This window comes from Pseudomonas sp. REP124, from assembly GCF_020164475.1.
GTDB lineage: Bacteria > Pseudomonadota > Gammaproteobacteria > Pseudomonadales > Pseudomonadaceae > Aquipseudomonas.
In genome coordinates this window covers 14,970-38,351 of record NZ_JAIQWX010000036.1, presented here as the reverse complement: position 1 = coordinate 38,351, position 23,382 = coordinate 14,970, and the positions used below count along the sequence as shown (strand labels likewise).

At 55.7% G+C, this 23,382-nt stretch carries 35 protein-coding genes; 1 reads left to right on the top strand and 34 read right to left on the bottom strand.

From position 1 onward, the window contains the following. Positions 1–2: 2 nt before the first annotated feature. Complete coding sequence (uvrA, locus tag K9857_RS11805) at positions 3–2,837, top strand: excinuclease ABC subunit UvrA (RefSeq protein WP_224535892.1); 2,835 nt, start codon at positions 3–5, stop codon at positions 2,835–2,837. A gap of 65 nt (positions 2,838–2,902) precedes the next feature. Here uvrA and bfr read toward each other — a convergent pair whose 3' ends face one another. From bfr to rpsL, 34 genes are all read right to left on the bottom strand, one after another. Further along, positions 2,903–3,367 carry a bacterioferritin gene (bfr, locus tag K9857_RS11800; protein WP_110965125.1) on the bottom strand — a complete coding sequence of 155 codons (465 nt, stop codon included), beginning with the start codon at positions 3,365–3,367 and terminating at the stop codon, positions 2,903–2,905. A gap of 149 nt (positions 3,368–3,516) precedes the next feature. Then, positions 3,517–4,971 (bottom strand): catalase, encoded by a 1,455-nt coding sequence (locus tag K9857_RS11795; protein WP_224535908.1) that lies wholly within the window; start codon positions 4,969–4,971, stop codon positions 3,517–3,519. Between the two features lie 198 nt (positions 4,972–5,169). Continuing rightward, positions 5,170–5,556 (bottom strand): 50S ribosomal protein L17, encoded by a 387-nt coding sequence (gene rplQ, locus K9857_RS11790; protein WP_110965127.1) that lies wholly within the window; start codon positions 5,554–5,556, stop codon positions 5,170–5,172. A gap of 42 nt (positions 5,557–5,598) precedes the next feature. Beyond that, positions 5,599–6,600, bottom strand: a complete 1,002-nt coding sequence (locus tag K9857_RS11785) for a DNA-directed RNA polymerase subunit alpha (RefSeq protein WP_007924176.1) — start codon at positions 6,598–6,600, stop codon at positions 5,599–5,601. A 22-nt stretch (positions 6,601–6,622) separates the two neighbouring features. Then, positions 6,623–7,243 carry a 30S ribosomal protein S4 gene (gene rpsD / locus K9857_RS11780; protein WP_122852423.1) on the bottom strand — a complete coding sequence of 207 codons (621 nt, stop codon included), beginning with the start codon at positions 7,241–7,243 and terminating at the stop codon, positions 6,623–6,625. Positions 7,244–7,261: 18 nt separating this feature from the next. Next, entirely contained in the window at positions 7,262–7,651 is a 390-nt protein-coding gene (gene rpsK, locus K9857_RS11775) for a 30S ribosomal protein S11 (protein ID WP_002555466.1), read from the bottom strand. 30 nt (positions 7,652–7,681) lie between these two features. Next, the gene (rpsM, locus tag K9857_RS11770; protein WP_009045849.1) at positions 7,682–8,038 is read right to left on the bottom strand and encodes a 30S ribosomal protein S13; all 357 of its coding nucleotides are present in this window, start codon (positions 8,036–8,038) and stop codon (positions 7,682–7,684) included. 130 nt (positions 8,039–8,168) lie between these two features. Beyond that, positions 8,169–8,285, bottom strand: a complete 117-nt coding sequence (gene rpmJ, locus K9857_RS11765) for a 50S ribosomal protein L36 (protein WP_002555468.1) — start codon at positions 8,283–8,285, stop codon at positions 8,169–8,171. Between the two features lie 27 nt (positions 8,286–8,312). Beyond that, a complete protein-coding gene (gene secY / locus K9857_RS11760) occupies positions 8,313–9,641 on the bottom strand; it encodes a preprotein translocase subunit SecY (RefSeq protein WP_003228718.1) in 1,329 nt (442 codons plus the stop codon). After that, on the bottom strand, positions 9,642–10,079 hold the full coding sequence (rplO, locus tag K9857_RS11755; protein WP_011336169.1) for a 50S ribosomal protein L15: 438 nt from the start codon (positions 10,077–10,079) through the stop codon (positions 9,642–9,644). Between the two features lie 3 nt (positions 10,080–10,082). Beyond that, a complete protein-coding gene (gene rpmD / locus K9857_RS11750) occupies positions 10,083–10,259 on the bottom strand; it encodes a 50S ribosomal protein L30 (RefSeq protein ID WP_003176408.1) in 177 nt (58 codons plus the stop codon). Between the two features lie 2 nt (positions 10,260–10,261). Further along, entirely contained in the window at positions 10,262–10,762 is a 501-nt protein-coding gene (gene rpsE / locus K9857_RS11745) for a 30S ribosomal protein S5 (RefSeq protein ID WP_175377086.1), read from the bottom strand. A 3-nt stretch (positions 10,763–10,765) separates the two neighbouring features. Then, positions 10,766–11,116: a 50S ribosomal protein L18 gene (gene rplR, locus K9857_RS11740; RefSeq protein ID WP_010443919.1), complete on the bottom strand. Its 351-nt coding sequence runs from the start codon at positions 11,114–11,116 to the stop codon at positions 10,766–10,768. A 10-nt stretch (positions 11,117–11,126) separates the two neighbouring features. Further along, a complete protein-coding gene (gene rplF, locus K9857_RS11735; protein WP_175377085.1) occupies positions 11,127–11,660 on the bottom strand; it encodes a 50S ribosomal protein L6 in 534 nt (177 codons plus the stop codon). A gap of 12 nt (positions 11,661–11,672) precedes the next feature. Next, positions 11,673–12,065, bottom strand: a complete 393-nt coding sequence (gene rpsH / locus K9857_RS11730; protein ID WP_003228724.1) for a 30S ribosomal protein S8 — start codon at positions 12,063–12,065, stop codon at positions 11,673–11,675. Between the two features lie 209 nt (positions 12,066–12,274). Then, positions 12,275–12,580, bottom strand: a complete 306-nt coding sequence (gene rpsN, locus K9857_RS11725) for a 30S ribosomal protein S14 (protein WP_003228726.1) — start codon at positions 12,578–12,580, stop codon at positions 12,275–12,277. Positions 12,581–12,593: 13 nt separating this feature from the next. Next, complete coding sequence (gene rplE, locus K9857_RS11720; RefSeq protein ID WP_003210069.1) at positions 12,594–13,133, bottom strand: 50S ribosomal protein L5; 540 nt, start codon at positions 13,131–13,133, stop codon at positions 12,594–12,596. Positions 13,134–13,153: 20 nt separating this feature from the next. After that, positions 13,154–13,468, bottom strand: a complete 315-nt coding sequence (gene rplX, locus K9857_RS11715) for a 50S ribosomal protein L24 (protein WP_003186046.1) — start codon at positions 13,466–13,468, stop codon at positions 13,154–13,156. An 11-nt stretch (positions 13,469–13,479) separates the two neighbouring features. Then, entirely contained in the window at positions 13,480–13,848 is a 369-nt protein-coding gene (rplN, locus tag K9857_RS11710; protein ID WP_002555479.1) for a 50S ribosomal protein L14, read from the bottom strand. Positions 13,849–13,871: 23 nt separating this feature from the next. Next, on the bottom strand, positions 13,872–14,138 hold the full coding sequence (gene rpsQ, locus K9857_RS11705) for a 30S ribosomal protein S17 (protein WP_003444370.1): 267 nt from the start codon (positions 14,136–14,138) through the stop codon (positions 13,872–13,874). A gap of 2 nt (positions 14,139–14,140) precedes the next feature. After that, complete coding sequence (rpmC, locus tag K9857_RS11700; RefSeq protein WP_002555481.1) at positions 14,141–14,332, bottom strand: 50S ribosomal protein L29; 192 nt, start codon at positions 14,330–14,332, stop codon at positions 14,141–14,143. Continuing rightward, positions 14,332–14,745: a 50S ribosomal protein L16 gene (gene rplP, locus K9857_RS11695; protein ID WP_003228729.1), complete on the bottom strand. Its 414-nt coding sequence runs from the start codon at positions 14,743–14,745 to the stop codon at positions 14,332–14,334. Before rplP ends, rpmC begins: the two co-directional genes overlap by 1 nt. A gap of 12 nt (positions 14,746–14,757) precedes the next feature. Next, positions 14,758–15,444, bottom strand: a complete 687-nt coding sequence (gene rpsC / locus K9857_RS11690; RefSeq protein ID WP_007924192.1) for a 30S ribosomal protein S3 — start codon at positions 15,442–15,444, stop codon at positions 14,758–14,760. Between the two features lie 13 nt (positions 15,445–15,457). Then, positions 15,458–15,790, bottom strand: a complete 333-nt coding sequence (rplV, locus tag K9857_RS11685) for a 50S ribosomal protein L22 (RefSeq protein WP_003103908.1) — start codon at positions 15,788–15,790, stop codon at positions 15,458–15,460. 11 nt (positions 15,791–15,801) lie between these two features. Next, the gene (gene rpsS, locus K9857_RS11680; RefSeq protein ID WP_002555486.1) at positions 15,802–16,077 is read right to left on the bottom strand and encodes a 30S ribosomal protein S19; all 276 of its coding nucleotides are present in this window, start codon (positions 16,075–16,077) and stop codon (positions 15,802–15,804) included. 16 nt (positions 16,078–16,093) lie between these two features. Beyond that, complete coding sequence (gene rplB, locus K9857_RS11675; protein WP_007924198.1) at positions 16,094–16,918, bottom strand: 50S ribosomal protein L2; 825 nt, start codon at positions 16,916–16,918, stop codon at positions 16,094–16,096. A gap of 14 nt (positions 16,919–16,932) precedes the next feature. Then, positions 16,933–17,232, bottom strand: coding sequence for a 50S ribosomal protein L23 (gene rplW / locus K9857_RS11670; protein WP_002555488.1), 300 nt, complete (start codon positions 17,230–17,232; stop codon positions 16,933–16,935). After that, positions 17,229–17,831 (bottom strand): 50S ribosomal protein L4, encoded by a 603-nt coding sequence (gene rplD / locus K9857_RS11665; RefSeq protein ID WP_080925911.1) that lies wholly within the window; start codon positions 17,829–17,831, stop codon positions 17,229–17,231. Before rplD ends, rplW begins: the two co-directional genes overlap by 4 nt. 12 nt (positions 17,832–17,843) lie before the next feature. Continuing rightward, complete coding sequence (rplC, locus tag K9857_RS11660; protein WP_085728002.1) at positions 17,844–18,479, bottom strand: 50S ribosomal protein L3; 636 nt, start codon at positions 18,477–18,479, stop codon at positions 17,844–17,846. An 80-nt stretch (positions 18,480–18,559) separates the two neighbouring features. Further along, positions 18,560–18,871, bottom strand: a complete 312-nt coding sequence (gene rpsJ, locus K9857_RS11655; protein WP_003186070.1) for a 30S ribosomal protein S10 — start codon at positions 18,869–18,871, stop codon at positions 18,560–18,562. Between the two features lie 156 nt (positions 18,872–19,027). Continuing rightward, complete coding sequence (tuf, locus tag K9857_RS11650; RefSeq protein ID WP_010220303.1) at positions 19,028–20,221, bottom strand: elongation factor Tu; 1,194 nt, start codon at positions 20,219–20,221, stop codon at positions 19,028–19,030. Positions 20,222–20,259: 38 nt separating this feature from the next. Continuing rightward, positions 20,260–22,359, bottom strand: a complete 2,100-nt coding sequence (fusA, locus tag K9857_RS11645) for an elongation factor G (protein ID WP_224535890.1) — start codon at positions 22,357–22,359, stop codon at positions 20,260–20,262. Between the two features lie 30 nt (positions 22,360–22,389). After that, a complete protein-coding gene (rpsG, locus tag K9857_RS11640) occupies positions 22,390–22,863 on the bottom strand; it encodes a 30S ribosomal protein S7 (protein ID WP_007957592.1) in 474 nt (157 codons plus the stop codon). 109 nt (positions 22,864–22,972) lie between these two features. Further along, positions 22,973–23,344, bottom strand: coding sequence for a 30S ribosomal protein S12 (gene rpsL / locus K9857_RS11635; protein WP_003186084.1), 372 nt, complete (start codon positions 23,342–23,344; stop codon positions 22,973–22,975). Between the last annotated feature and the right edge of the window lie 38 nt (positions 23,345–23,382).

The window sequence follows — 23,382 nt, the reverse complement described above, 5'->3', positions numbered from 1 at the left end:
CTTTGGACAAGATCCTGATCCGTGGGGCTCGAACCCACAACCTGAAGAACATCGACCTGACCCTGCCGCGGGACAAGCTGATCGTCATCACCGGCCTGTCCGGCTCCGGCAAGTCGTCGCTGGCCTTCGACACACTGTACGCCGAAGGCCAGCGCCGCTACGTCGAATCGCTGTCAGCCTACGCCCGACAATTCCTGTCGATGATGGAAAAGCCCGACGTCGACACCATCGAAGGCCTGTCGCCGGCGATCTCCATCGAACAGAAGTCGACCTCGCACAACCCGCGCTCGACCGTCGGCACCATCACCGAGATCTACGACTACCTGCGCTTGCTGTATGCCCGCGTCGGCATCCCGCGCTGCCCGGATCACGACATCCCGCTGGAAGCGCAGACCGTCAGCCAGATGGTCGACCTGGTCCTCGCGCAGCCGGAGGGCAGCAAACTCATGCTGCTGGCACCGGTCATCCGCGAGCGCAAAGGCGAGCACCTCTCGGTCTTCGAAGAGCTGCGAGCCCAGGGTTTCGTTCGTGCCCGGATCAACGGCAAGCTCTATGAGCTGGACGAAGCGCCAAAGCTCGACAAACAGAAGAAACACACCATTGACGTGGTGGTCGACCGTTTCAAGGTCCGCGCCGATCTGCAACAACGTCTGGCCGAATCCTTCGAAACTGCGCTCAAGCTGGCGGACGGCATTGCGCTGGTGGCGCCGATGGACGACGAACCGGGCGAAGAGATGATCTTCTCCGCACGCTTCGCCTGCCCGATCTGCGGCCATGCCATCAGCGAACTCGAACCCAAACTGTTTTCCTTCAACAACCCGGCCGGCGCCTGCCCGACCTGCGATGGCCTGGGGGTCAAGCAGTTCTTCGACATCAAGCGACTGGTCAACGGCGAGCTCACCCTGGCAGAAGGGGCGATTCGCGGCTGGGACCGGCGCAACGTCTATTACTTCCAGATGCTTGGCTCATTGGCCAGCCACTTCAAGTTCAGCCTGGAAGTGCCGTTCAACGAGCTGCCGGCCGACAAGCAAAAGCAGATCCTGCACGGCACCGGCTCACAGAACGTCGACTTCAAATACCTGAATGATCGCGGCGACATCGTCAAACGCTCGCACCCGTTCGAAGGCATCGTGCCGAACCTGGAGCGTCGCTATCGCGAAACCGAATCGGCTTCGGTGCGCGAAGAACTGGCCAAGTTCCTCAGCACCCAATCCTGCCCGGACTGCCGTGGCACCCGCCTGCGGCGTGAGGCGCGGCATGTGTGGGTGGGCGAGAAAAACCTGCCGGCAGTGACCAACCTGCCAATCGGCGATGCCTGCGAGTATTTCGGCGGGCTGTCGCTGACCGGTCGTCGCGGCGAGATTGCCGACAAGATCCTCAAGGAAATCCGTGAGCGCCTGCAGTTCCTGGTCAACGTCGGCCTCGACTATCTGTCGCTGGACCGCAGCGCGGACACGCTGTCGGGCGGTGAAGCACAACGTATCCGTCTGGCCAGCCAGATCGGTGCGGGGCTGGTCGGCGTGCTGTACATTCTCGACGAACCTTCGATTGGCCTGCACCAGCGCGATAACGACCGCCTGCTGGGCACTCTGAAGCACCTGCGCGACATCGGTAACACGGTGATCGTGGTCGAACACGACGAGGACGCCATTCGCCTGGCCGACTACGTGGTGGATATCGGCCCGGGGGCCGGGGTCCATGGCGGCGCCATCGTTGCCGAGGGTACGCCGGACGAGGTGATGTCGCATCCGGATTCGCTGACCGGCAAGTACCTGTCGGGTCGGGTGAAGATCGAAGTACCGGCCAAGCGCACACCTCGCAACAAGAAGCTGTCGCTGTCGCTGAAAGGCGCCCGTGGCAACAACTTGCGCAATGTCGATCTGGATATTCCGATCGGCTTGCTGACTTGCGTGACGGGTGTGTCCGGCTCGGGCAAATCCACGCTGATCAACAATACGCTTTTCCCTCTCAGCGCCACGGCGCTGAACGGTGCGACGACACTCGAAGCGGCTCCGCACGACAGCATCAAGGGGCTGGAGCATCTGGATAAGGTGGTCGATATCGACCAGAGCCCGATTGGACGCACGCCGCGCTCCAACCCGGCGACTTACACCGGGTTGTTCACGCCGATTCGCGAGCTGTTCGCCGGCGTGCCAGAGTCCCGCTCCCGCGGTTATGGTCCGGGGCGCTTCTCGTTCAACGTAAAGGGTGGGCGCTGCGAAGCCTGTCAGGGCGATGGTCTGATCAAGGTCGAGATGCACTTCCTGCCGGACATCTACGTACCGTGCGACGTCTGCAAGAGCAAGCGCTACAACCGCGAAACCCTGGAGATCAAGTACAAGGGCAAGAGCATTCACGAGACCCTCGAGATGACCATCGAGGAAGCCCGAGAGTTCTTTGACGCGGTCCCGGCCCTGGCGCGCAAGCTACAGACGTTGATGGACGTCGGCCTGTCCTACATCAAACTGGGGCAATCGGCGACCACGCTGTCCGGTGGCGAGGCACAGCGGGTCAAGCTTTCCCGCGAACTGTCCAAGCGCGATACCGGCAAGACCCTGTACATCCTCGACGAGCCGACAACCGGCCTGCACTTCGCGGATATCCAGCAACTGCTCGACGTATTGCACCGCTTGCGCGATCACGGCAATACCGTGGTGGTGATCGAGCACAACCTGGACGTGATCAAGACAGCCGACTGGCTGGTGGACCTGGGGCCGGAAGGCGGCTCCAAAGGTGGCCAGATCATCGCCGTTGGCACACCAGAGGAAGTCGCCGAGATGAAACAATCTCATACCGGCTACTACCTCAAACCGCTGCTGGAGCGTGATCGGGCCTGATCAAGGCCCATGAAAAAGCCCCGGTCACTGTCTCAGTGGCCGGGGCTTTTTTGTATCTGGGTGAATCAGGCGTGGGACTGCAGGTAGTTCTGGATACCGATCAGCTTGATCAGGCCCAGCTGCTTTTCCAGCCAATAGGTGTGATCTTCTTCTGTGTCGTTGAGCTGAACTTCGAGGATCTCGCGGCTGATGTAATCCTGGTGCTTCTCGCAGAGCTCGATGCCTTTGCAGAGAGCGGCGCGTACTTTGTACTCGAGGCGCAGGTCCGCTTCCAGCATCTCCGGTACCGTGGTGCCGACATCGAGATCATCAGGACGCATGCGTGGAGTACCTTCGAGCATCAGAATGCGGCGCATCAGTGCATCGGCATGCCCGGCTTCTTCTTCCATCTCGTGGTTGATTCGTTCGTAGAGCTTGGTGAAACCCCAGTCCTCATACATCCGCGAGTGCACGAAATATTGGTCACGCGCGGCCAATTCGCCGGTCAGCAACGTGTTGAGGTAATCGATAACGTCTGGGTGGCCTTTCATCGCCCTACATCTCCCTGCTTGAAAGTCTGTAGTTTGAACCAACACGACTCCATCGTCACGGACCAAACGCAATAAAAGCGAAGATATTCTTAGAAAAGCAGCCTAAATAACGCAAAAACCGCCCAAATAAGGGCGGTTCTGCTTCTCATTTAGACTTCGTTAATCTGTACATTGAGCAGCTTTGCGATTGCTTCTCCATACGCCGGATCAGCCCTGAAGAAATGCTGCAACTGGCGATCGACGACATCGCTCGATACACCTGCCATCGCACCAGCGATGTTGCTAACCAGCAGCGTCTTCTGTTCATCGCTCATCAGGCGGAACAGCGCGCCTGCGTGGCTGTAGTAGTCCGTGTCTTCGCGATGATCGTAGCGATCGGCAGCGCCACTCAGAGCCAACTGCGGCTCGGCGTAGTGCGGAGTTTGCTTTGGCGAGTCGACGTAGCTGTTGGGCTCGTAATTCGGCGCCGCGCCACCATTGGTGCCGAACGCCATCGAACCATCGCGCTGGTAGCTGTTGACCGTGCTACGAGGTGCGTTCACCGGCAGTTGCTGGTAATTGGTGCCCACACGGTAGCGGTGCGCGTCGGCATAGGCGAAGACGCGACCTTGCAGCATGCGATCCGGAGAGAGGCCTACACCTGGCACCATGTTGCTTGGGCCAAAGGCAGCCTGTTCTACTTCCGCGAAATAGTTGAGCGGGTTGCGGTTCAATTCCAGCTCACCGACCTCGATCAGCGGAAACTCTCTCTGCGACCAGGTTTTGGTCACGTCGAACGGGTTTTCGTAATGCGCAGCGGCCTGGGCCTCGGTCATGATTTGGATGCACACGCTCCATTTCGGGAAATCACCGCGCTCGATGGCTTCGAACAGGTCGCGCTGGGCGTAATCCGGGTCGGTACCTGCCAGGCGCGCGGCCTCTGCTGGCGCCAGGTTCTTGATGCCCTGCTTGGTTTTGTAGTGCCATTTCACCCAGTGCCGTTCGCCCTTGGCGCTGATCAGGCTGTAGGTGTGGCTACCGAAGCCGTGCATGTGGCGATAGCCGTCGGGGATGCCGCGGTCCGAGAACAGGATCGTAACCTGGTGCAGTGCCTCAGGGGAGTGCGACCAGAAATCCCACATCGCTTGCGCACTTTTCAGGTTGCTTTGCGGCAGACGTTTTTGGGTGTGGATAAAGTCCGGGAATTTCAAAGGATCACGGATGAAGAACACTGGCGTGTTGTTACCCACAATGTCCCAGTTGCCTTCTTCGGTGTAGAACTTCAGCGCAAAACCCCGTGGGTCGCGCTCAGTGTCAGCCGAACCACGTTCACCACCCACAGTGGAGAATCGCAGGAAGGTGGGAGTTTGTTTGCCGACAGCCGCGAACAGCTTGGCGCTGGTGTACTCGGTGATATCACGAGTAACGGTGAAGGTGCCATATGCCCCTGAGCCTTTGGCATGCACGCGGCGCTCTGGAATGTTTTCACGGTTGAAGTGCGCCAACTTCTCGATCAGGTGGAAGTCGTCGAGCAGCAGCGGCCCACGTGGGCCGGCGGAGCGGGAATTCTGATTATCAGCGACAGGAGCGCCACTGGCAGTGGTAAGTATCTTGTTTTGGCTCATGCGATCTCTTCCTTTATCGGTCTTGAACTGCCGGCTAATCGGCTGAAAGGAAGTATTGACGATGAACATGACACCATCTAATTCATTAACTCATCTCAATCGATAGAGATTACCAATACCAAGAGAACGTCAATCCACTTTTCAAGCGCGCACAAAAAACCGGGCACTGGGCCCGGTTCTTTGTTTCAGACTGACGTCTTACTCAGCGGAAACAGCTTCGCCGCCGGTAGCACGATCAACCAACTCGACGTACGCCATAGGAGCGTTGTCGCCAGCGCGGAAACCGCACTTGAGGATGCGCAGGTAGCCACCCTCACGGGTAGCGTAACGCTTGCCCAGGTCGTTGAAGAGCTTGCCTACGATAGCTTTCGAACGAGTACGGTCGAAAGCCAGACGACGGTTGGCAACGCTGTCTGTCTTGGCCAGAGTGATCAGCGGCTCGGCAACGCGGCGCAGTTCTTTGGCTTTTGGCAGAGTAGTTTTGATCAGCTCGTGCTCGAACAGCGACACCGCCATGTTCTGGAACATGGCCTTGCGGTGCGAGCTGGTGCGGCTCAGGTGACGCCCACTTTTACGATGACGCATGGTTCATTCCTTACCAAACACTACGTTCGGTGATTACGACGATCAGGCAGTCGCCTTGTCGTCCTTCTTAAGACTTGCAGGCGGCCAGTTGTCGAGGCGCATGCCGAGGGACAGACCGCGGGAGGCCAGAACGTCCTTGATTTCAGTCAAGGATTTCTTGCCCAGGTTCGGAGTCTTCAACAGCTCTACTTCGGTACGCTGAATCAGGTCGCCGATGTAGTAGATGTTTTCCGCCTTAAGGCAGTTAGCCGAACGTACAGTCAGTTCCAGATCGTCAACCGGGCGAAGCAGGATCGGATCGATCTCGTCTTCCTGCTCGATTACCACTGGTTCGCTGTCACCTTTGAGGTCGACGAACGCAGCCAACTGCTGTTGCAGAATGGTTGCAGCACGGCGGATAGCCTCTTCAGGATCCAGAGTACCGTTGGTTTCCAGATCAATAACCAGCTTGTCCAGGTTAGTACGCTGCTCGACACGGGCGTTTTCCACCACGTATGCGATACGGCGAACCGGGCTGAACGAAGAGTCGAGCTGCAAGCGACCAATGCTGCGGCTTTCGTCTTCATCGCTCTGACGCGAGTCTGCCGGCTCATAACCACGACCACGAGCTACTACGAGCTTCATGTTCAGGGCGCCGTTAGACGCCAGGTTAGCGATTACGTGATCGGGATTAACGATCTCGACATCATGATCCAGCTGAATATCGGCAGCGGTAACCACCCCCGAACCCTTCTTCGACAAGGTCAGCGTAACTTCGTCACGGCCGTGCAGCTTGATAGCCAGACCCTTAAGGTTCAACAGGATTTCAATTACGTCTTCCTGTACACCTTCGATGGCGCTGTACTCGTGGAGCACACCGTCAATCTCGGCCTCGACTACTGCACAGCCAGGCATTGAGGACAACAGGATGCGGCGCAGCGCGTTGCCCAGGGTGTGGCCAAAACCACGCTCGAGAGGCTCGAGAGTGATCTTGGCGCGGGTTGGACTGACAACCTGCACATCAATGTGACGGGGTGTCAGGAACTCATTTACCGAAATCTGCATGGATGCACCTATTTTCTAGCCCTTACTTGGAGTAGAGCTCGACAATCAGGCTTTCGTTGATGTCGGCGGACAGATCACTGCGAGCTGGAACGTTCTTGAAAACGCCCGACTTCTTCTCAGTGTCTACTTCTACCCACTCTACGCGGCCACGTTGAGCACACAGATCGAGAGCTTGGACAATGCGAAGTTGGTTTTTTGCTTTCTCGCGAACAGCAACCACGTCACCAGCACGAACCTGGTAGGACGGAACGTTAACGGTTTTGCCGTTTACGCTGATCGACTTGTGCGATACCAGCTGACGGGATTCGGCACGAGTCGAACCAAAGCCCATACGGTATACAACGTTGTCCAGACGGCATTCGAGCAGTTGCAACAGGTTTTCGCCAGTTGCGCCTTTCTTGCCAGCAGCTTCTTTGTAGTAGCCGCTGAACTGACGCTCGAGAACGCCGTAGATACGACGGACCTTCTGCTTTTCACGCAGTTGGGTGCCGTAATCGGACTGGCGACCGCGGCGCTGGCCGTGGATACCAGGTGCTGCTTCAATGTTGCACTTCGATTCGATCGCGCGCACGCCGCTCTTCAGGAAGAGATCGGTGCCTTCGCGACGAGCGAGTTTGCATTTTGGACCAATGTAACGAGCCATTCTTTACAATCTCCTGGATTACACGCGGCGCTTCTTCGGCGGACGGCACCCGTTGTGCGGGATTGGCGTCACGTCGGTGATGCTGGCGATCTTGTAGCCACAGCCGTTCAAAGCGCGGACTGCGGATTCACGACCTGGACCTGGGCCCTTGACGTTTACGTCGAGGTTTTTCAGGCCGTATTCCAGCGCAGCTTGACCAGCACGCTCAGCAGCTACTTGAGCAGCGAACGGGGTGGACTTGCGGGAACCGCGGAAACCCGAACCACCGGAGGTAGCCCAGGAAAGAGCGTTACCTTGACGGTCGGTAATGGTCACGATGGTGTTGTTAAAAGAAGCATGGATGTGGGCGATGCCATCAACCACTGTCTTTTTAACTTTTTTACGAGGACGAGCAGCAGGTTTTGCCATGATTAAATTCCTGTCGATTCGCTGGGGCGATTACTTGCGGATCGGCTTACGCGGACCTTTACGGGTACGCGCGTTGGTCTTGGTACGCTGACCGCGTACTGGCAGACCACGACGATGACGCAGACCGCGATAGCAACCGAGGTCCATCAAGCGCTTGATTTTCATGTTGATTTCGCGACGCAGGTCACCTTCAGTGGTGAACTTCGCCACTTCGCCACGCAGCTGTTCAATTTGCTCGTCGCTCAGATCCTTGATCTTCGCAGCTGGGTTTACCCCAGTCTCTGCACAGATTTTCTGTGCAGTAGTGCGACCAACACCATAGATGTAGGTCAGCGAGATAACAGTATGCTTGTTATCTGGAATGTTAACGCCTGCAATACGGGCCATTCAGTGGGACTCCAATTGACAGCTACCTACGCCCCGGAAGCCAAGAAATAGGGCGCGAGATAATATCGCTGTAATAACAAATAATCAACCCGGCAGCGCACTAGCTGCCGGGCTTGAAGCACAATCACACTCAGCCTTGGCGCTGTTTGTGACGCGGTTCCGCGCTGCAAATTACTCGAACAACACCTTCGCGGCGAATAATCTTGCAGTTACGGCACAGCTTTTTCACCGATGCACGAACTTTCATCACCAACTCCTCGAACCTTATGGGTACTCAGCGCAACATGCCGCTGCCGTAACCCTTCAGGTTGGCTTTCTTCATCAGGGATTCGTACTGGTGCGAAACGAGGTGCGATTGTACTTGGGACATGAAGTCCATCACAACCACGACCACGATCAGCAACGAGGTCCCGCCAAGGTAGAACGGAACGTTGGCTGCAACCACCAGGAACTGGGGCAACAGGCAGACGGCCGTCATGTAAAGAGCACCGAACATGGTCAAGCGAGTCAGAACGCCATCAATGTAGCGCGCAGACTGCTCACCTGGACGGATGCCCGGAATAAAGGCACCGGACTTCTTCAGGTTTTCCGCTACGTCTTTCGGATTGAACATCAACGCCGTATAGAAGAAGCAGAAGAAAATAATCCCTGCACTAAACAGCAGAATATTCAACGGCTGACCAGGAGCGATCGACTGCGAGATGTCCTGCAACCAGCCCATACCTTCAGACTGGCCGAACCAGGCACCCAACGAAGCCGGGAACAGCAAGATGCTGCTCGCGAAAATGGCCGGAATAACGCCGGCCATGTTCACCTTCAACGGCAAGTGGCTGGTCTGCGCAGCAAAGACCTTGCGGCCCTGCTGACGCTTGGCGTAGTGAACAGCGATACGACGCTGACCACGCTCAATGAACACCACGAAACCGATAATCGCTACTGCCAGCAAACCGATGGCAACCAGGGCGAAGATGTTGATATCACCCTGACGCGCAGACTCGAAAGACTGCCCGATCGCTCTCGGAAGACCGGCGACGATACCCGAAAAAATCAACATCGAGATACCGTTGCCAACACCACGCTCAGTAATCTGCTCACCCAGCCACATCATGAACATCGCGCCAGCCACAAAAGTGGATACCGCGACGAAATGGAAGCCAAAGTCACCAGTGAACGCTACGCCCTGCCCCGCCAGACCAATGGACATGCCAATAGCCTGAACGAGGGCGAGGACGACAGTGCCGTAGCGGGTGTACTGGCTGATCTTGCGACGGCCAGCTTCACCTTCCTTCTTCAACTGCTCCAGCTGCGGACTGACAGCGGTCATGAGCTGCATGATGATCGACGCCGAAATGTACGGCATGATCCCCAGTGCAAAGATGCTCATACGCTCCAGCGCGCCGCCGGAAAACATGTTGAACAAGCTAAGAATGGTCCCCTCATTCTGTCGAAACAGGTCCGCGAGTCGGTCCGGGTTGATACCTGGAACCGGGATGTGTGCGCCTATTCGGTAGACGATAATCGCCAGGAACAGAAAACGCAGACGAGCCCAGAGTTCAGACATACCGCCTTTGCCGAGCGCAGAGAGAGCACCTTGCTTAGCCATTTATTCCTCGAACTTGCCGCCAGCTGCTTCGATAGCCGCACGCGCACCTTTGGTGGCGCCGATTCCCTTTCCGATGGTTACAGCGCGAGCCACTTCACCGGACAGCATGATTTTCACGCGCTGTACGTTGACGTTGATCACGTTGGCATCTTTCAGGGACTGCACGGTGACGATGTCGCCTTCCACTTTAGCCAGCTCGGACAGACGCACTTCTGCGCGATCCATGGCTTTCAGGGAAACGAAACCGAACTTCGGCAGGCGACGATGCAGCGGCTGTTGACCGCCTTCAAAGCCTGGAGCAATGGTGCCACCGGAGCGGGAGGTCTGACCTTTGTGACCACGGCCACCAGTCTTACCCAAACCACTACCGATACCACGGCCCGGACGATGCTTTTCGCGACGGGAACCCGGCGCTGGACTCAGATCATTGAGTTTCATCGATTAACCCTCGACACGCAGCATGTAGTAAGCCTTGTTGATCATCCCGCGATTCTCGGGAGTATCCTGGACTTCTACAGTGTGACCGATGCGACGCAGACCCAGACCCTTAACGCACAGTTTGTGGTTAGGGATGCGGCCGGTCATGCTTTTGATCAGCGTAACTTTTACGGTAGCCATGATCAGATGATCTCCTTCACGCTTTTGCCACGCTTGGCAGCAATGGACTCAGGAGATTGCATAGCCTTCAGACCCTTGAAAGTGGCGTGAACCACGTTTACAGGGTTAGTCGAGCCATAGCACTTGGCCAGAACGTTCTGAACGCCAGCAACTTCGAGAACGGCACGCATAGCGCCGCCAGCGATGATACCGGTACCTTCAGAAGCAGGCTGCATGTAAACCTTCGAAGCGCCGTGAGCGGACTTCGTGGAGTACTGCAGAGTGGTGCCGTTCAGATCAACCTGGATCATGTTGCGGCGAGCAGCTTCCATTGCCTTCTGGATCGCAGCAGGCACTTCACGCGACTTGCCACGGCCGAAGCCAACACGCCCTTTACCATCACCAACCACGGTCAACGCGGTGAAAGTGAAGATACGGCCGCCTTTAACGGTTTTGGCTACGCGGTTAACTTGAACCAGCTTCTCGATGTAGCCTTCGTCGCGCTTTTGGTCGTTATTTGACATAACTTAGAACTCCAGCCCAGCTTCACGAGCAGCATCAGCCAGCGCCTTAACGCGGCCGTGGTACTTGAAGCCAGAGCGGTCGAAAGCCACCTGCGAGACGCCAGCGGCCTTAGCACGCGAAGCGACCAGCTGGCCAACCTTAGTGGCCGCGTCGATGTTGCCGGTGGCACCATCACGCAGTTCTTTATCCAAAGTCGAGGCGCTTGCCAGGACTTTGTTGCCGTCGGCCGAAATGACCTGGGCGTAGATGTGCTGCGAAGAGCGGAACACGCAGAGACGCACGACTTCGAGTTCGTGCATTTTCAGGCGTGCTTTGCGAGCGCGACGCAGTCGAGTAACTTTTTTGTCGGTCATTTGCTATGCCCTACTTCTTCTTGGCTTCTTTACGACGGACGACTTCGTCCGCGTAGCGCACACCTTTGCCTTTGTACGGCTCTGGTGGACGGAAGTCGCGGATCTCGGCGGCCACTTGACCTACCAGCTGCTTGTCGATGCCCTTGATCAGGATATCGGTCTGGCTAGGAGTCTCAGCAGTGATGCCTGCCGGCAGTTCGTAATCCACTGGATGCGAGAAGCCAAGAGCCAGGTTCAGCACTGTGCCTTTTGCTTGCGCTTTGTAACCAACACCGACCAGCTGGAGCTTGCGCTCGAAGCCTTGGCTTACGCCTTGGACCATGTTGTTAACCAGCGCACGAGTGGTACCGGCCATTGCGCGAGTCTGTTGATCGCCATTGCGAGCAGCGAAACGCAACTCACCGGCTTCTTCAACGATCTCAACGGACGAATGGACGTTCAGTTCGAGAGTGCCCTTGGCACCCTTCACCGAAAGCTGTTGGCCTGCGAATTTTACTTCGACGCCGGCTGGCAGCTTAACGGGGTTCTTAGCGACGCGAGACATGCTTATCCCCCCTTAGAACACAGTGCAAAGAACTTCGCCGCCGACACCGGCAGCGCGCGCAGCACGATCAGTCATCACACCCTTGTTGGTGGAGACGATAGACACGCCCAGACCGCCACGAACTTTCGGCAGATCTTCGACGGACTTGTACTGACGCAGGCCTGGACGGCTAACGCGCTTAACTTCTTCGATAACCGGACGGCCTTCGAAATATTTCAGCTCGATAGACAGCAGTGGCTTGGTTTCGCTGCTGATCTGATAACCCGCAATGTAACCTTCGTCCTTCAGGACTTTGGCAACAGCCACCTTCAACGTGGAAGAAGGCATGCTTACGACGGACTTTTCAGCCATCTGGGCATTACGGATTCGAGTTAGCATGTCCGCTAACGGGTCCTGCATACTCATGGGCTAGACGCTCCTAAAACAGAAAAATTAGCCTTGCGGCTACTACGTATCGCCGAGAATCTCCGAGCATAAAAAACACGGGCTCAGGCGAGCCGGGTATTCTAGACACACCCCGGAAATGAATCAAGCCCCATAAGGGGCTTGATTCAGATTCAAGGCCACCGGCGGTCAGGTTATTGCAAACCGGAACGCCGAGACTTTGACAGTGCTTACCAGCTGGCTTTAACCAGACCTGGTACGTCACCACGCATTGCCGCTTCACGCAGTTTGTTACGGCCCAGGCCGAACTTGCGGTAAACGCCATGCGGACGACCAGTCAGGCGGCAACGGTTACGCATGCGCGAGGCGCTTGCGTCACGTGGTTGCTTCTGCAGAGCTACGGTAGCTTCCCAACGCGCTTCTGGACTTGCGTTCAGATCAACGATGATAGCTTTCAGCGCTGCACGCTTGGTGGCGTACTTGGCAACAGTGAGCTGACGCTTCAGCTCACGGTTTTTCATGCTCTTCTTGGCCATTTTCCTACTCCAATCAGTTGCGGAACGGGAATTTGAAAGCACGCAGCAGTGCGCGGCCTTCGTCATCGTTCTTGGCAGTGGTGGTCAGGGTAATGTCCAGACCGCGGAGAGCATCGATCTTGTCGTAGTCGATTTCCGGGAAAATGATCTGCTCTTTCACGCCCATGCTGTAGTTGCCACGACCATCGAAGGACTTGGCATTCAGGCCGCGGAAGTCGCGAACCCGAGGCAGGGAGATCGACAGCAGACGATCCAGGAACTCGTACATACGCTCACGGCGCAGGGTCACTTTGACGCCGATCGGCCAACCTTCACGGACTTTAAAGCCAGCGATGGATTTGCGAGCGTAGGTCACAACGACTTTCTGGCCGGTGATCTTTTCCAGGTCAGCAACAGCGTGCTCGATGACTTTCTTGTCGCCGATCGCTTCGCCCAGACCCATGTTCAGGGTGATCTTGGTAACGCGCGGAACTTCCATCACGTTCGAAAGCTTAAGTTCTTCCTTAAGTTTCGGTGCGATTTCCTTCCGGTAAATCTCTTTTAGTCGTGCCATGGTCTTCTACCTAGCAGTGTTCAAGCATCAACCGCTTTTTGGGTCGACTTGAAGACACGAATTTTCTTACCGTCTTCTACTTTGAAACCAACGCGGTCAGCCTTGTTGGTTTCGCCGTTGAAGATGGCGACGTTGGAAGCGTGCAGTGGCGCTTCTTTCTCGACGATACCGCCTTGTACGCCCGACATCGGGTTAGGCTTGGTATGACGCTTGACCAGGTTCAGACCACCAACAACCAGACGGTTGTCAGCAAGAACCTTCAGCACCTTACCGCGCTTACCTTTGTCTTTGCCGGCGATCACGATGATCTCGTCGTCACGACGAATCTTTTGCATGTCGGATCTCCTTACAGCACTTCTGGGGCGAGCGAGACGATCTTCATGAACTTCTCAGTACGAAGTTCACGGGTCACTGGCCCAAAGATACGGGTGCCGATCGGCTCTTGCTTGTTGTTCAACAGAACAGCAGCGTTGCCATCAAAGCGGATAATGGAGCCATCAGCACGACGTACGCCGTGACGAGTGCGGACTACTACAGCAGTCATCACTTGGCCTTTTTTCACTTTACCGCGAGGAATTGCTTCCTTGACGGTAACTTTGATGATGTCACCGATACCAGCGTAACGACGATGGGAGCCACCCAGCACCTTGATGCACATAACACGGCGAGCGCCGCTGTTATCGGCCACATCGAGCATGGATTGAGTCTGAATCATATAATTTCTCCGACCCCTAGTCCTTAGACTTCCACAGCGCGTTCGAGAATATCAACCAGCGCCCAAGACTTGGTCTTGGCCAAAGGACGAGTTTCACGAATAGTGACTTTGTCGCCGATGTGGCACTGGTTGGTTTCGTCGTGCGCGTGCAGCTTAGTCGAACGCTTAACATATTTACCGTAGATCGGGTGCTTAACGCGACGCTCGATCAGAACGGTGATGGTTTTGTCCATCTTGTCGCTGACAACACGGCCAGTCAGCGTACGGACAGTCTTTTCGGCTTCAGCCATGATCACTTACCTGCCTGCTGGTTGAGCACAGTCTTCACGCGAGCGATGTCACGCTTAACTTGCGAGAGCAGATGCGACTGCCCCAACTGGCCAGTTGCTTTCTGCATGCGCAGATTGAACTGGTCGCGCAGCAAGCCGAGCAGTTGCTCGTTCAGCTGCTGTGCGGATTTTTCACGAAGTTCATTCGCTTTCATCACATCACCGTCCGCTTAACAAAGGAGGTGGCGAGCGGCAGCTTTGCAGCAGCCAGGGCGAAAGCCTCACGCGCCAGCTCTTCAGAAACACCCTCGATTTCATACAGGACTTTGCCTGGCTGAATCTGGGCAACCCAGTATTCGACGTTACCCTTACCTTTACCCATCCGAACTTCGAGAGGCTTTTTGGAAATAGGCTTGTCCGGGAATACACGGATCCAGATCTTGCCGCCACGCTTTACGTGACGGGTCAGAGCACGACGCGCTGACTCGATCTGACGAGCGGTGAGACGACCACGAGCAACAGACTTCAGCGCGAACTCGCCGAAGCTGACTTTGCTACCGCGCAGTGCCAGACCACGGTTGTGGCCGGTCATCTGCTTGCGGAACTTCGTACGCTTTGGTTGCAACATTTTGCGTACCCCTTACTTAGCAGCTTTTTTACGAGGCGCTGGTGCTTGTGGCTTCAGCTCTTCTTGGCGACCACCAATTACTTCGCCTTTGAAGATCCAAACCTTCACACCGATCACACCGTAAGTGGTGTGAGCTTCGTAGGTGGCATAGTCGATATCGGCACGCAGGGTGTGCAGTGGCACACGACCTTCGCGATACCATTCAGTACGTGCGATTTCAGCACCGCCGAGACGACCGCTCACTTGGATTTTGATGCCTTTGGCACCAATGCGCATGGCGTTCTGTACTGCGCGCTTCATAGCGCGACGGAACATTACACGACGCTCCAGCTGCTGAGCTACGCTCTGCGCAACCAGCATACCGTCGAGCTCCGGCTTGCGGATCTCTTCGATATTGATGTGCACAGGCACACCCATTTGCTTGGTCAGGTCCTGACGCAGTTTCTCAACATCTTCACCTTTCTTCCCGATAACGATACCTGGACGAGCGGTGTGGATGGTGATGCGTGCAGTTTGAGCCGGACGATGGATATCGATACGGCTTACGGACGCGCTTTTTAGTTTGTCTTGGAGATACTCACGCACATTCAGATCTGCGAGCAAATAGTCCGCATAAGTCCGACCGTCTGCGTACCAGACGGAGGTGTGCTCCTTGACGATTCCCAGGCGAATGCCAATGGGATGTACTTTCTGACCCATCTCTTCGACTCCGTTACTTGTCAGCAACCTTGACAGTGATATGGCAAGACCGCTTGACGATGCGATCAGCACGGCCTTTGGCACGTGGCATGATGCGCTTCAGCGAACGCCCTTCGTTGACGAAAACGGTGCTGACCTTCAGGTCATCAACGTCTGCGCCTTCGTTATGCTCGGCGTTGGCTACGGCCGACTCCAGCACTTTCTTCATGATCTCGGCGGCTTTCTTGCTGCTGAAAGCCAACAGGTTGAGCGCTTCGCCCACCTTCTTCCCGCGGATCTGGTCGGCGACCAAGCGGGCTTTCTGGGCGGAGATTCGAGCGCCCGACAACTTAGCGGCTACTTCCATTTCCTAACCCCTTAACGCTTGGCTTTCTTGTCTGCCACGTGCCCGCGATAAGTGCGGGTACCGGCGAACTCGCCCAGTTTGTGGCCGACCATGTCTTCGTTCACGAGAACTGGGACGTGCTGACGACCGTTGTGTACAGCGATGGTCAAACCGACCATTTGTGGCAGGATCATCGAACGGCGCGACCAGGTTTTCACTGGTTTGCGATCGTTCTTCTCCGCCGCCACTTCGATCTTCTTCAGTAGGTGAAGATCGATAAAAGGACCTTTTTTCAGAGAACGTGGCACTGTCGTATCCCTCTATTTACTTGCGACGACGGACGATCATTTTGTCGGTACGCTTATTACCACGAGTCTTCGCGCCCTTAGTCGGGAAGCCCCATGGCGATACCGGATGACGACCACCGGAGGTACGACCTTCACCACCACCATGCGGGTGGTCAACCGGGTTCATGGCAACACCACGAACGGTTGGGCGAACGCCACGCCAGCGTTTGGCACCAGCTTTACCCAGCGAACGCAGGCTGTGCTCGGAGTTCGAGACTTCACCCAGGGTCGCGCGGCATTCAGCCAGCACTTTACGCATCTCACCAGAACGCAGACGCAGGGTCACGTAGACACCTTCACGAGCGATCAGCTGAGCCGAAGCACCAGCGGAACGAGCGATCTGAGCGCCTTTACCTGGCTTCAACTCGATGCCGTGTACGGTGCTACCAACTGGAATGTTACGCAGTTGCAGAGCGTTGCCCGGCTTGATCGGCGCCAGAGCACCTGCGATCAGCTGGTCGCCAGCGCTCACGCCTTTAGGGGCGATGATGTAGCGACGCTCGCCATCTGCGTACAGCAGCAGAGCGATGTGAGCAGTACGGTTTGGATCGTATTCGATACGCTCGACAGTGGCAGCGATGCCATCTTTGTCGTTGCGACGGAAGTCGACCAGACGATAATGCTGCTTATGACCACCACCAACGTGACGAGTGGTAATACGGCCATTGTTGTTACGACCACCAGACTTCGATTTCTTCTCGAGCAGCGGTGCGTGAGGAGCGCCTTTATGCAGCTCCTGGTTGACCACCTTGACCACAAAACGGCGGCCAGGGGAAGTCGGTTTGCATTTAACGATTGCCATGATGCACCCCTTCCTTACTCAGCACTGCTGCTGAAATCGAGATCTTGGCCTGGCTGAAGGGAGATAACTGCCTTCTTCCAGTCATTACGCTTGCCCAGACCGCGAGCAGTACGCTTGCTCTTACCCAGAACATTCAGGGTAGTAACGCGTTCTACTTTCACGCTGAACAGGCTTTCGACGGCCTTCTTGATTTCCAGCTTGGTTGCGTCAGTAGCAACCTTGAAAACGAACTGGCCTTTCTTGTCTGCCAGAACCGTAGCCTTCTCGGAAACGTGCGGGCCAAGCAGAACTTTAAATACGCGTTCCTGGTTCATCCCAGCAGCTCCTCGAATTTCTTCACGGCCGACACGGTGATCAACACCTTGTCGTATGCGATCAGACTAACTGGATCGGAACCTTGCACATCACGAACATCTACGTGCGGCAGGTTGCGAGCAGCCAGGTACAGGTTCTGATCAACAGCGTCCGACACGATCAAAACGTCGGTCAGGCTCATGTTGTTCAGCTTGCCCAGCAGGTCTTTGGTTTTCGGAGTTTCAACAGCAAAATCCTGAACCACGACCAGACGATCAGTACGCACCAGCTCAGCAAGAATCGAACGCAGCGCAGCGCGATACATTTTCTTGTTCAGCTTCTGGGAGTGATCCTGAGGACGAGCTGCGAAAGTGGTACCGCCGCCACGCCAGATTGGGCTACGGATAGTACCGGCACGAGCACGGCCAGTACCTTTCTGACGCCATGGGCGCTTGCCGCCACCGGAAACGTCGGAACGGGTCTTCTGCTGCTTGCTACCCTGACGGCCGCCAGCCATGTAGGCCACGACTGCTTGGTGAACCAGCGTCTCGTTGAATTCGCCGCCAAATGTCAGTTCGGAAACTTCGATCGCTTGAGCGTCATTTACATTTAATTGCATGTCAGCTTCCCCTTAACCGCGAGCCTTGGCTGCTGGACGTACAACCACGTTGCCGCCAGTAGCGCCAGGAACAGCGCCCTTGACCAACAACAGATTGCGTTCAGCGTCCACGCGCACTACTTCGAGGGACTGCACGGTCACGCGCTCAGCGCCCATATGACCGGACATTTTCTTGCCCTTGAATACACGACCAGGAGTCTGGCACTGGCCGATAGAGCCTGGAACGCGGTGGGATACGGAGTTACCGTGGGTGTTATCTTGCCCGCGGAAGTTCCAACGCTTGATCGTACCCTGGAAGCCTTTACCTTTGGACTGACCGGTTACATCAACCAGCTGACCAGCGGCGAAGAGTTCGGCTTTGATCAGATCGCCGGCCTGGTACTCGCCTTCTTCAAGACGGAATTCCATTACGGTACGACCAGCGGCAACGTTCGCCTTGGCGAAGTGGCCAGCCTGAGCTGCTGTTACACGCGAAGCACGACGCTCGCCGACAGTGACTTGCACTGCACGATAGCCATCGGTCTCTTCAGTTTTGAACTGGGTGACACGATTCGGCTCGATCTCAATGACCGTGACCGGAATGGAGACACCTTCTTCGGTGAAAATACGGGTCATACCGCATTTACGACCGACTACACCAATAGTCATGTTGTAAACCTCATGAGTGTACGGGGCTTTCACCCGCTATGGCCGCCCATTTCAGAGCGTTACACGACCAAGACCGAGTCTTAGCCGAGGCTGATCTGCACTTCCACACCGGCCGCAAGATCAAGCTTCATAAGAGCATCAACGGTTTTATCCGTTGGCTGGACGATGTCCAGAACGCGCTTATGAGTACGGATCTCGTACTGGTCACGCGCGTCTTTGTTGACGTGCGGGGAGACCAGAACGGTGAACCGCTCTTTACGGGTAGGCAATGGAATTGGACCACGCACTTGAGCACCAGTACGTTTCGCGGTTTCCACGATTTCCTGGGTTGATTGGTCGATCAGGCGATGGTCGAAAGCCTTCAACCTGATACGGATTTGCTGATTTTGCATTGGATTTCAGACTCCGGCTGCTATTCCCACCGGGCGCAATACGCCCGTTAAAAGGAGGCGCAATTCTATAGACGCCCCAGATAGGTGTCAACCCAATAAAAAAGCCCCCGCTGAGCGGGGGCTTTTTCAAAGCATCAAAGCTATCTCGACAAGAGATTACTCGATGATTTTAGCTACAACACCAGCACCAACGGTACGGCCGCCTTCACGGATAGCGAAGCGCAGACCGTCTTCCATTGCGATGGTTTTGATCAGGGTAACAGTCATCTGAATGTTGTCACCTGGCATTACCATTTCAACGCCTTCTGGCAGCTCGCAGTTACCGGTCACGTCAGTAGTACGGAAGTAGAACTGTGGACGGTAGCCTTTGAAGAACGGAGTGTGACGGCCGCCTTCTTCCTTGCTCAGAACGTAAACTTCTGCGGTGAACTTGGTGTGCGGCTTAACCGAACCTGGCTTAACCAGAACCTGACCACGCTCAACGTCGTCACGCTTGGTACCACGCAGCAGAACGCCGCAGTTCTCGCCAGCACGACCTTCGTCCAGCAGCTTGCGGAACATTTCAACACCGGTGCAGGTGGTGGTGGTGGTGTCACGCAGACCAACGATTTCCAGTGCGTCTTGAACGCGAACGATACCGCGCTCGATACGACCAGTCACAACAGTACCACGACCGGAGATCGAGAATACGTCTTCGATTGGCATCAGGAACGGCTTGTCGATAGCACGCTCTGGCTCTGGGATGTAGCTGTCCAGAGTTTCTACCAGCTTCTTAACAGCGGTAGTGCCCATTTCGTTGTCGTCTTTGCCTTCCAGCGCCATACGAGCGGAACCGATGATGATTGGAGTGTCATCACCTGGGAAGTCGTAAGTGCTCAGCAGGTCGCGAACTTCCATCTCAACCAGTTCCAGCAGCTCAGCGTCGTCTACCAGGTCAGCCTTGTTCAGGAAAACCACGATGTACGGAACGCCTACCTGACGGGACAGCAGGATGTGCTCACGGGTTTGTGGCATCGGACCATCGGCAGCCGAGCAAACCAGGATCGCGCCGTCCATCTGGGCAGCACCGGTGATCATGTTCTTCACGTAGTCAGCGTGACCTGGGCAGTCAACGTGAGCGTAGTGACGAATGTTCGAGTTGTACTCAACGTGCGCGGTGTTAATGGTAATACCGCGAGCTTTTTCTTCTGGAGCGCTGTCGATCTTGTCGAATTCAACTACGGCCGAACCGAAAACTTCGGAGCAGACGCGAGTCAGAGCAGCGGTCAGAGTGGTTTTACCGTGGTCAACGTGACCGATGGTGCCAACGTTTACGTGCGGTAGGGAACGATCAAATTTTTCTTTAGCCACGACAATTAACTCCTTGCCTAAAGGGGACTGAAACAGCCTTATTTTTTAACAATAGCTTCGACGATGTGCGACGGAGCTTCAGAGTACTTCTCGAATTCCATAGAGTAACTTGCGCGACCCTGGGACATGGAGCGAACGTCGGTCGCATAACCGAACATCTCGCCCAGCGGAACTTCGGCGCGAATTACCTTGCCGGAGACCGTATCTTCCATACCCTGAATCATGCCGCGACGACGGTTAAGGTCGCCCATCACGTCACCCATATAGTCTTCAGGTGTAACAACCTCTACCTTCATGATCGGCTCAAGCACCACACCGCCACCCTTCTGGGCCAGTTGCTTGGTCGCCATGGAAGCAGCCACCTTAAACGCCATCTCGTTGGAGTCGACGTCGTGGTAAGAACCATCAAACACGGTAGCCTTCAGACCGATCAGCGGATAGCCGGCAACGACGCCGTTCTTCATCTGCTCTTCGATACCCTTCTGGATAGCCGGGATGTATTCCTTAGGAACCACACCACCCACTACTTCGTTCGCAAACACCAGACCTTCCTGACCATCGTCAGCAGGGGCGAAACGAATCCAGCAGTGACCGAACTGGCCACGACCACCGGACTGACGAACGAACTTGCCTTCGATTTCGCAGTTCTTCGTGATCTTCTCACGATAGGAAACCTGAGGCTTACCGATGTTGGCTTCGACGTTAAACTCGCGGCGCATCCGGTCAATCAGGATGTCCAGGTGCAGCTCGCCCATGCCAGAGATGATCGTTTGACCGGTCTCTTCATCAGTCTTGACGCGGAAAGAAGGGTCTTCCTGAGCGAGTTTGCCCAGTGCGATACCCATTTTTTCCTGGTCATCCTTGGTCTTAGGCTCAACGGCTACCGAAATAACCGGCTCCGGGAAGTCCATGCGAACGAGGATGATTGGCTTTTCAGCGTTGCACAAGGTTTCACCAGTGGTGACGTCCTTCATGCCGATCAGGGCCGCGATGTCACCAGCGCGTACTTCCTTGATCTCTTCACGGTTGTTTGCGTGCATCTGCACCATACGACCGACACGCTCTTTCTTGCCTTTGACCGAGTTGATAACGCCGTCGCCGGAGTTCAACACGCCCGAGTAAACACGGACGAAAGTCAAAGTACCCACGAATGGGTCGGTAGCGATCTTGAACGCCAAAGCCGAGAACGGCTCGTTGTCGTCCGCATGACGCTCCATGTGATGCTCCTCGTCATCCGGGTCGGTACCCTTGATGGCAGGAATATCGGTAGGAGCTGGCAGGAAGTCGATAACGGCGTCGAGAACCAGGGGAACGCCCTTGTTCTTGAAGGAAGAACCGCAAACAGCCAGGACGATCTCACCAGCGATAGTACGCTGACGCAGAGCAGCCTTGATTTCCTCAACGGAGAGTTCTTCCCCTTCGAGGTACTTGTTCATCAGCTCTTCGCTGGCTTCGGCCGCAGCCTCAACCATGTTGTTGCGCCATTCTTCAGCCAGTTCCTGCAGTTCGGCAGGGATAGCTTCACGACGAGGCTTGGTGCCCTTGTCAGCATCGTTCCAGTAAACAGCTTCCATGGTCATCAGATCGATCTGACCCTGGAAATTGTCTTCGGAACCGATAGCCAACTGAATCGGCACCGGAGTGTGACCCAGACGCTGCTTGATCTGACCGATCACGCGCAGGAAGTTCGCACCAGCACGGTCCATCTTGTTTACGTAAACAAGACGCGGAACGCCGTATTTGTTGGCCTGACGCCATACGGTTTCGGACTGAGGTTCAACACCCGAAGTACCACAGAACACAACGACAGCGCCGTCGAGTACACGCAGGGAACGCTCAACTTCAATAGTGAAGTCTACGTGACCCGGGGTATCGATTACGTTGAAGCGGTACTGGTCCTTGAACTGCTTGTCAGAACCCTGCCAGAAAGTGGTAATTGCAGCAGAAGTAATGGTAATACCACGCTCCTGCTCCTGCACCATCCAGTCGGTGGTCGCGGCGCCGTCATGCACCTCGCCCATTTTGTGACTTTTGCCAGTGTAAAAAAGGACGCGCTCGGTGGTGGTGGTTTTACCAGCATCCACGTGAGCTACGATACCAATGTTACGGTAGCGATTAATCGGTGTAGTACGAGCCATAAAGCCCTCGCAAAATTAGTGACGCTAAAATTAGAAGCGGTAGTGCGAGAAAGCTTTGTTAGCTTCAGCCATGCGGTGCACGTCTTCACGCTTCTTAACTGCAGCACCTTTACCTTCAGCGGCATCCAGCAGCTCGCCAGCCAAACGCAGAGCCATAGACTTCTCGCCACGCTTACGGGCGAAGTCTACCAACCAGCGCATTGCCAGAGCGTTACGACGGGAAGGACGAACCTCGACCGGAACCTGGTAAGTAGCACCACCAACGCGGCGCGACTTCACTTCGACCAGCGGAGCGATGGCGTCGAGTGCTTTTTCGAAGAGTTCCAGGGGATCGGTGCCGGTCTTACGAGCCGCAACGGTTTCCAGGGCACCATAAACGATACGCTCGGCAACGGCTTTCTTGCCGCTTTCCATAACGTGGTTCATGAATTTGGCGAGGATTTGGCTTCCGTATTTCGGATCGTCCAGAATCTCACGCTTTGCTGCTACGCGACGTCTTGGCATTGATAAGCCCTCAAACGGTCTTCAGGTTAGTTCGGAACAGATCTCGAGAGATGCGTGCCCGACCTTACTCTTATCGACTCAATAAAATAGATAACTGCAGAGCGGCCGATTACTTCGGACGCTTGGTACCGTACTTCGAACGACCCTGGTTACGACCTTTAACGCCGGAAGTATCCAAAGAACCGCGAACGGTGTGGTAACGAACACCTGGCAAGTCTTTTACACGACCGCCGCGGATCAGTACCACGCTGTGCTCTTGCAGGTTGTGGCCTTCACCACCGATGTACGAGGAAACCTCGAAACCGTTGGTCAGACGCACACGGCATACTTTACGCAGTGCCGAGTTAGGTTTTTTCGGCGTGGTGGTGTACACACGGGTGCACACGCCACGACGCTGCGGGCAGTTCTGCAGCGCAGGCACGTCGGATTTCTCGACGATACGCTTACGCGGCTGACGTACCAGCTGGTTGATAGTTGCCATCTACTAGCTCCACTGTTGTCTTGCGACGCTATTGTCTT

What these genes read in the sequence shown, in the direction of transcription:
- fusA (WP_224535890.1), bottom strand. Translation starts at nt 22,359, where the DNA reads ATGGCTCGTACTACACCGATTAATCGCTACCGTAACATTGGTATCGTA.
- rplQ (WP_110965127.1), bottom strand. Translation starts at nt 5,556, where the DNA reads ATGCGTCATCGTAAAAGTGGGCGTCACCTGAGCCGCACCAGCTCGCAC.
- rpsH (WP_003228724.1), bottom strand. Translation starts at nt 12,065, where the DNA reads ATGAGTATGCAGGACCCGTTAGCGGACATGCTAACTCGAATCCGTAAT.
- rplO (WP_011336169.1), bottom strand. Translation starts at nt 10,079, where the DNA reads ATGAAACTCAATGATCTGAGTCCAGCGCCGGGTTCCCGTCGCGAAAAG.
- rpmD (WP_003176408.1), bottom strand. Translation starts at nt 10,259, where the DNA reads ATGGCTACCGTAAAAGTTACGCTGATCAAAAGCATGACCGGCCGCATC.
- secY (WP_003228718.1), bottom strand. Translation starts at nt 9,641, where the DNA reads ATGGCTAAGCAAGGTGCTCTCTCTGCGCTCGGCAAAGGCGGTATGTCT.
- rplR (WP_010443919.1), bottom strand. Translation starts at nt 11,116, where the DNA reads ATGACCGACAAAAAAGTTACTCGACTGCGTCGCGCTCGCAAAGCACGC.
- rpsE (WP_175377086.1), bottom strand. Translation starts at nt 10,762, where the DNA reads ATGTCAAATAACGACCAAAAGCGCGACGAAGGCTACATCGAGAAGCTG.
- rpsN (WP_003228726.1), bottom strand. Translation starts at nt 12,580, where the DNA reads ATGGCCAAGAAGAGCATGAAAAACCGTGAGCTGAAGCGTCAGCTCACT.
- rplD (WP_080925911.1), bottom strand. Translation starts at nt 17,831, where the DNA reads ATGCAATTAAATGTAAATGACGCTCAAGCGATCGAAGTTTCCGAACTG.
- rpsJ (WP_003186070.1), bottom strand. Translation starts at nt 18,871, where the DNA reads ATGCAAAATCAGCAAATCCGTATCAGGTTGAAGGCTTTCGACCATCGC.
- K9857_RS11795 (WP_224535908.1), bottom strand. Translation starts at nt 4,971, where the DNA reads ATGAGCCAAAACAAGATACTTACCACTGCCAGTGGCGCTCCTGTCGCT.
- rpsK (WP_002555466.1), bottom strand. Translation starts at nt 7,651, where the DNA reads ATGGCAAAACCTGCTGCTCGTCCTCGTAAAAAAGTTAAAAAGACAGTG.
- rplF (WP_175377085.1), bottom strand. Translation starts at nt 11,660, where the DNA reads ATGTCTCGCGTCGCTAAGAACCCCGTTAAGCTGCCAGCCGGCGTCGAA.
- rpsG (WP_007957592.1), bottom strand. Translation starts at nt 22,863, where the DNA reads ATGCCAAGACGTCGCGTAGCAGCAAAGCGTGAGATTCTGGACGATCCG.
- K9857_RS11785 (WP_007924176.1), bottom strand. Translation starts at nt 6,600, where the DNA reads ATGCAGATTTCGGTAAATGAGTTCCTGACACCCCGTCACATTGATGTG.
- rpsQ (WP_003444370.1), bottom strand. Translation starts at nt 14,138, where the DNA reads ATGGCTGAAGCCGAAAAGACTGTCCGTACGCTGACTGGCCGTGTTGTC.
- rpsL (WP_003186084.1), bottom strand. Translation starts at nt 23,344, where the DNA reads ATGGCAACTATCAACCAGCTGGTACGTCAGCCGCGTAAGCGTATCGTC.
- rpsD (WP_122852423.1), bottom strand. Translation starts at nt 7,243, where the DNA reads ATGGCTCGTTACATTGGTCCAAAATGCAAACTCGCTCGTCGCGAAGGC.
- bfr (WP_110965125.1), bottom strand. Translation starts at nt 3,367, where the DNA reads ATGAAAGGCCACCCAGACGTTATCGATTACCTCAACACGTTGCTGACC.
- rpmJ (WP_002555468.1), bottom strand. Translation starts at nt 8,285, where the DNA reads ATGAAAGTTCGTGCATCGGTGAAAAAGCTGTGCCGTAACTGCAAGATT.
- rplB (WP_007924198.1), bottom strand. Translation starts at nt 16,918, where the DNA reads ATGGCAATCGTTAAATGCAAACCGACTTCCCCTGGCCGCCGTTTTGTG.
- rpmC (WP_002555481.1), bottom strand. Translation starts at nt 14,332, where the DNA reads ATGAAAGCGAATGAACTTCGTGAAAAATCCGCACAGCAGCTGAACGAG.
- rplC (WP_085728002.1), bottom strand. Translation starts at nt 18,479, where the DNA reads ATGACTATTGGTGTAGTCGGTCGTAAATGCGGTATGACCCGTATTTTC.
- rplE (WP_003210069.1), bottom strand. Translation starts at nt 13,133, where the DNA reads ATGGCACGACTAAAAGAGATTTACCGGAAGGAAATCGCACCGAAACTT.
- rplV (WP_003103908.1), bottom strand. Translation starts at nt 15,790, where the DNA reads ATGGAAGTAGCCGCTAAGTTGTCGGGCGCTCGAATCTCCGCCCAGAAA.
- rpsC (WP_007924192.1), bottom strand. Translation starts at nt 15,444, where the DNA reads ATGGGTCAGAAAGTACATCCCATTGGCATTCGCCTGGGAATCGTCAAG.
- rplN (WP_002555479.1), bottom strand. Translation starts at nt 13,848, where the DNA reads ATGATTCAGACTCAATCCATGCTCGATGTGGCCGATAACAGCGGCGCT.
- rplW (WP_002555488.1), bottom strand. Translation starts at nt 17,232, where the DNA reads ATGAACCAGGAACGCGTATTTAAAGTTCTGCTTGGCCCGCACGTTTCC.
- rplX (WP_003186046.1), bottom strand. Translation starts at nt 13,468, where the DNA reads ATGCAAAAGATTCGTCGTGACGACGAGATCATCGTGATCGCCGGCAAA.
- rpsM (WP_009045849.1), bottom strand. Translation starts at nt 8,038, where the DNA reads ATGGCCCGTATTGCAGGCGTTAACATTCCAGATAACAAGCATACTGTT.
- rplP (WP_003228729.1), bottom strand. Translation starts at nt 14,745, where the DNA reads ATGTTGCAACCAAAGCGTACGAAGTTCCGCAAGCAGATGACCGGCCAC.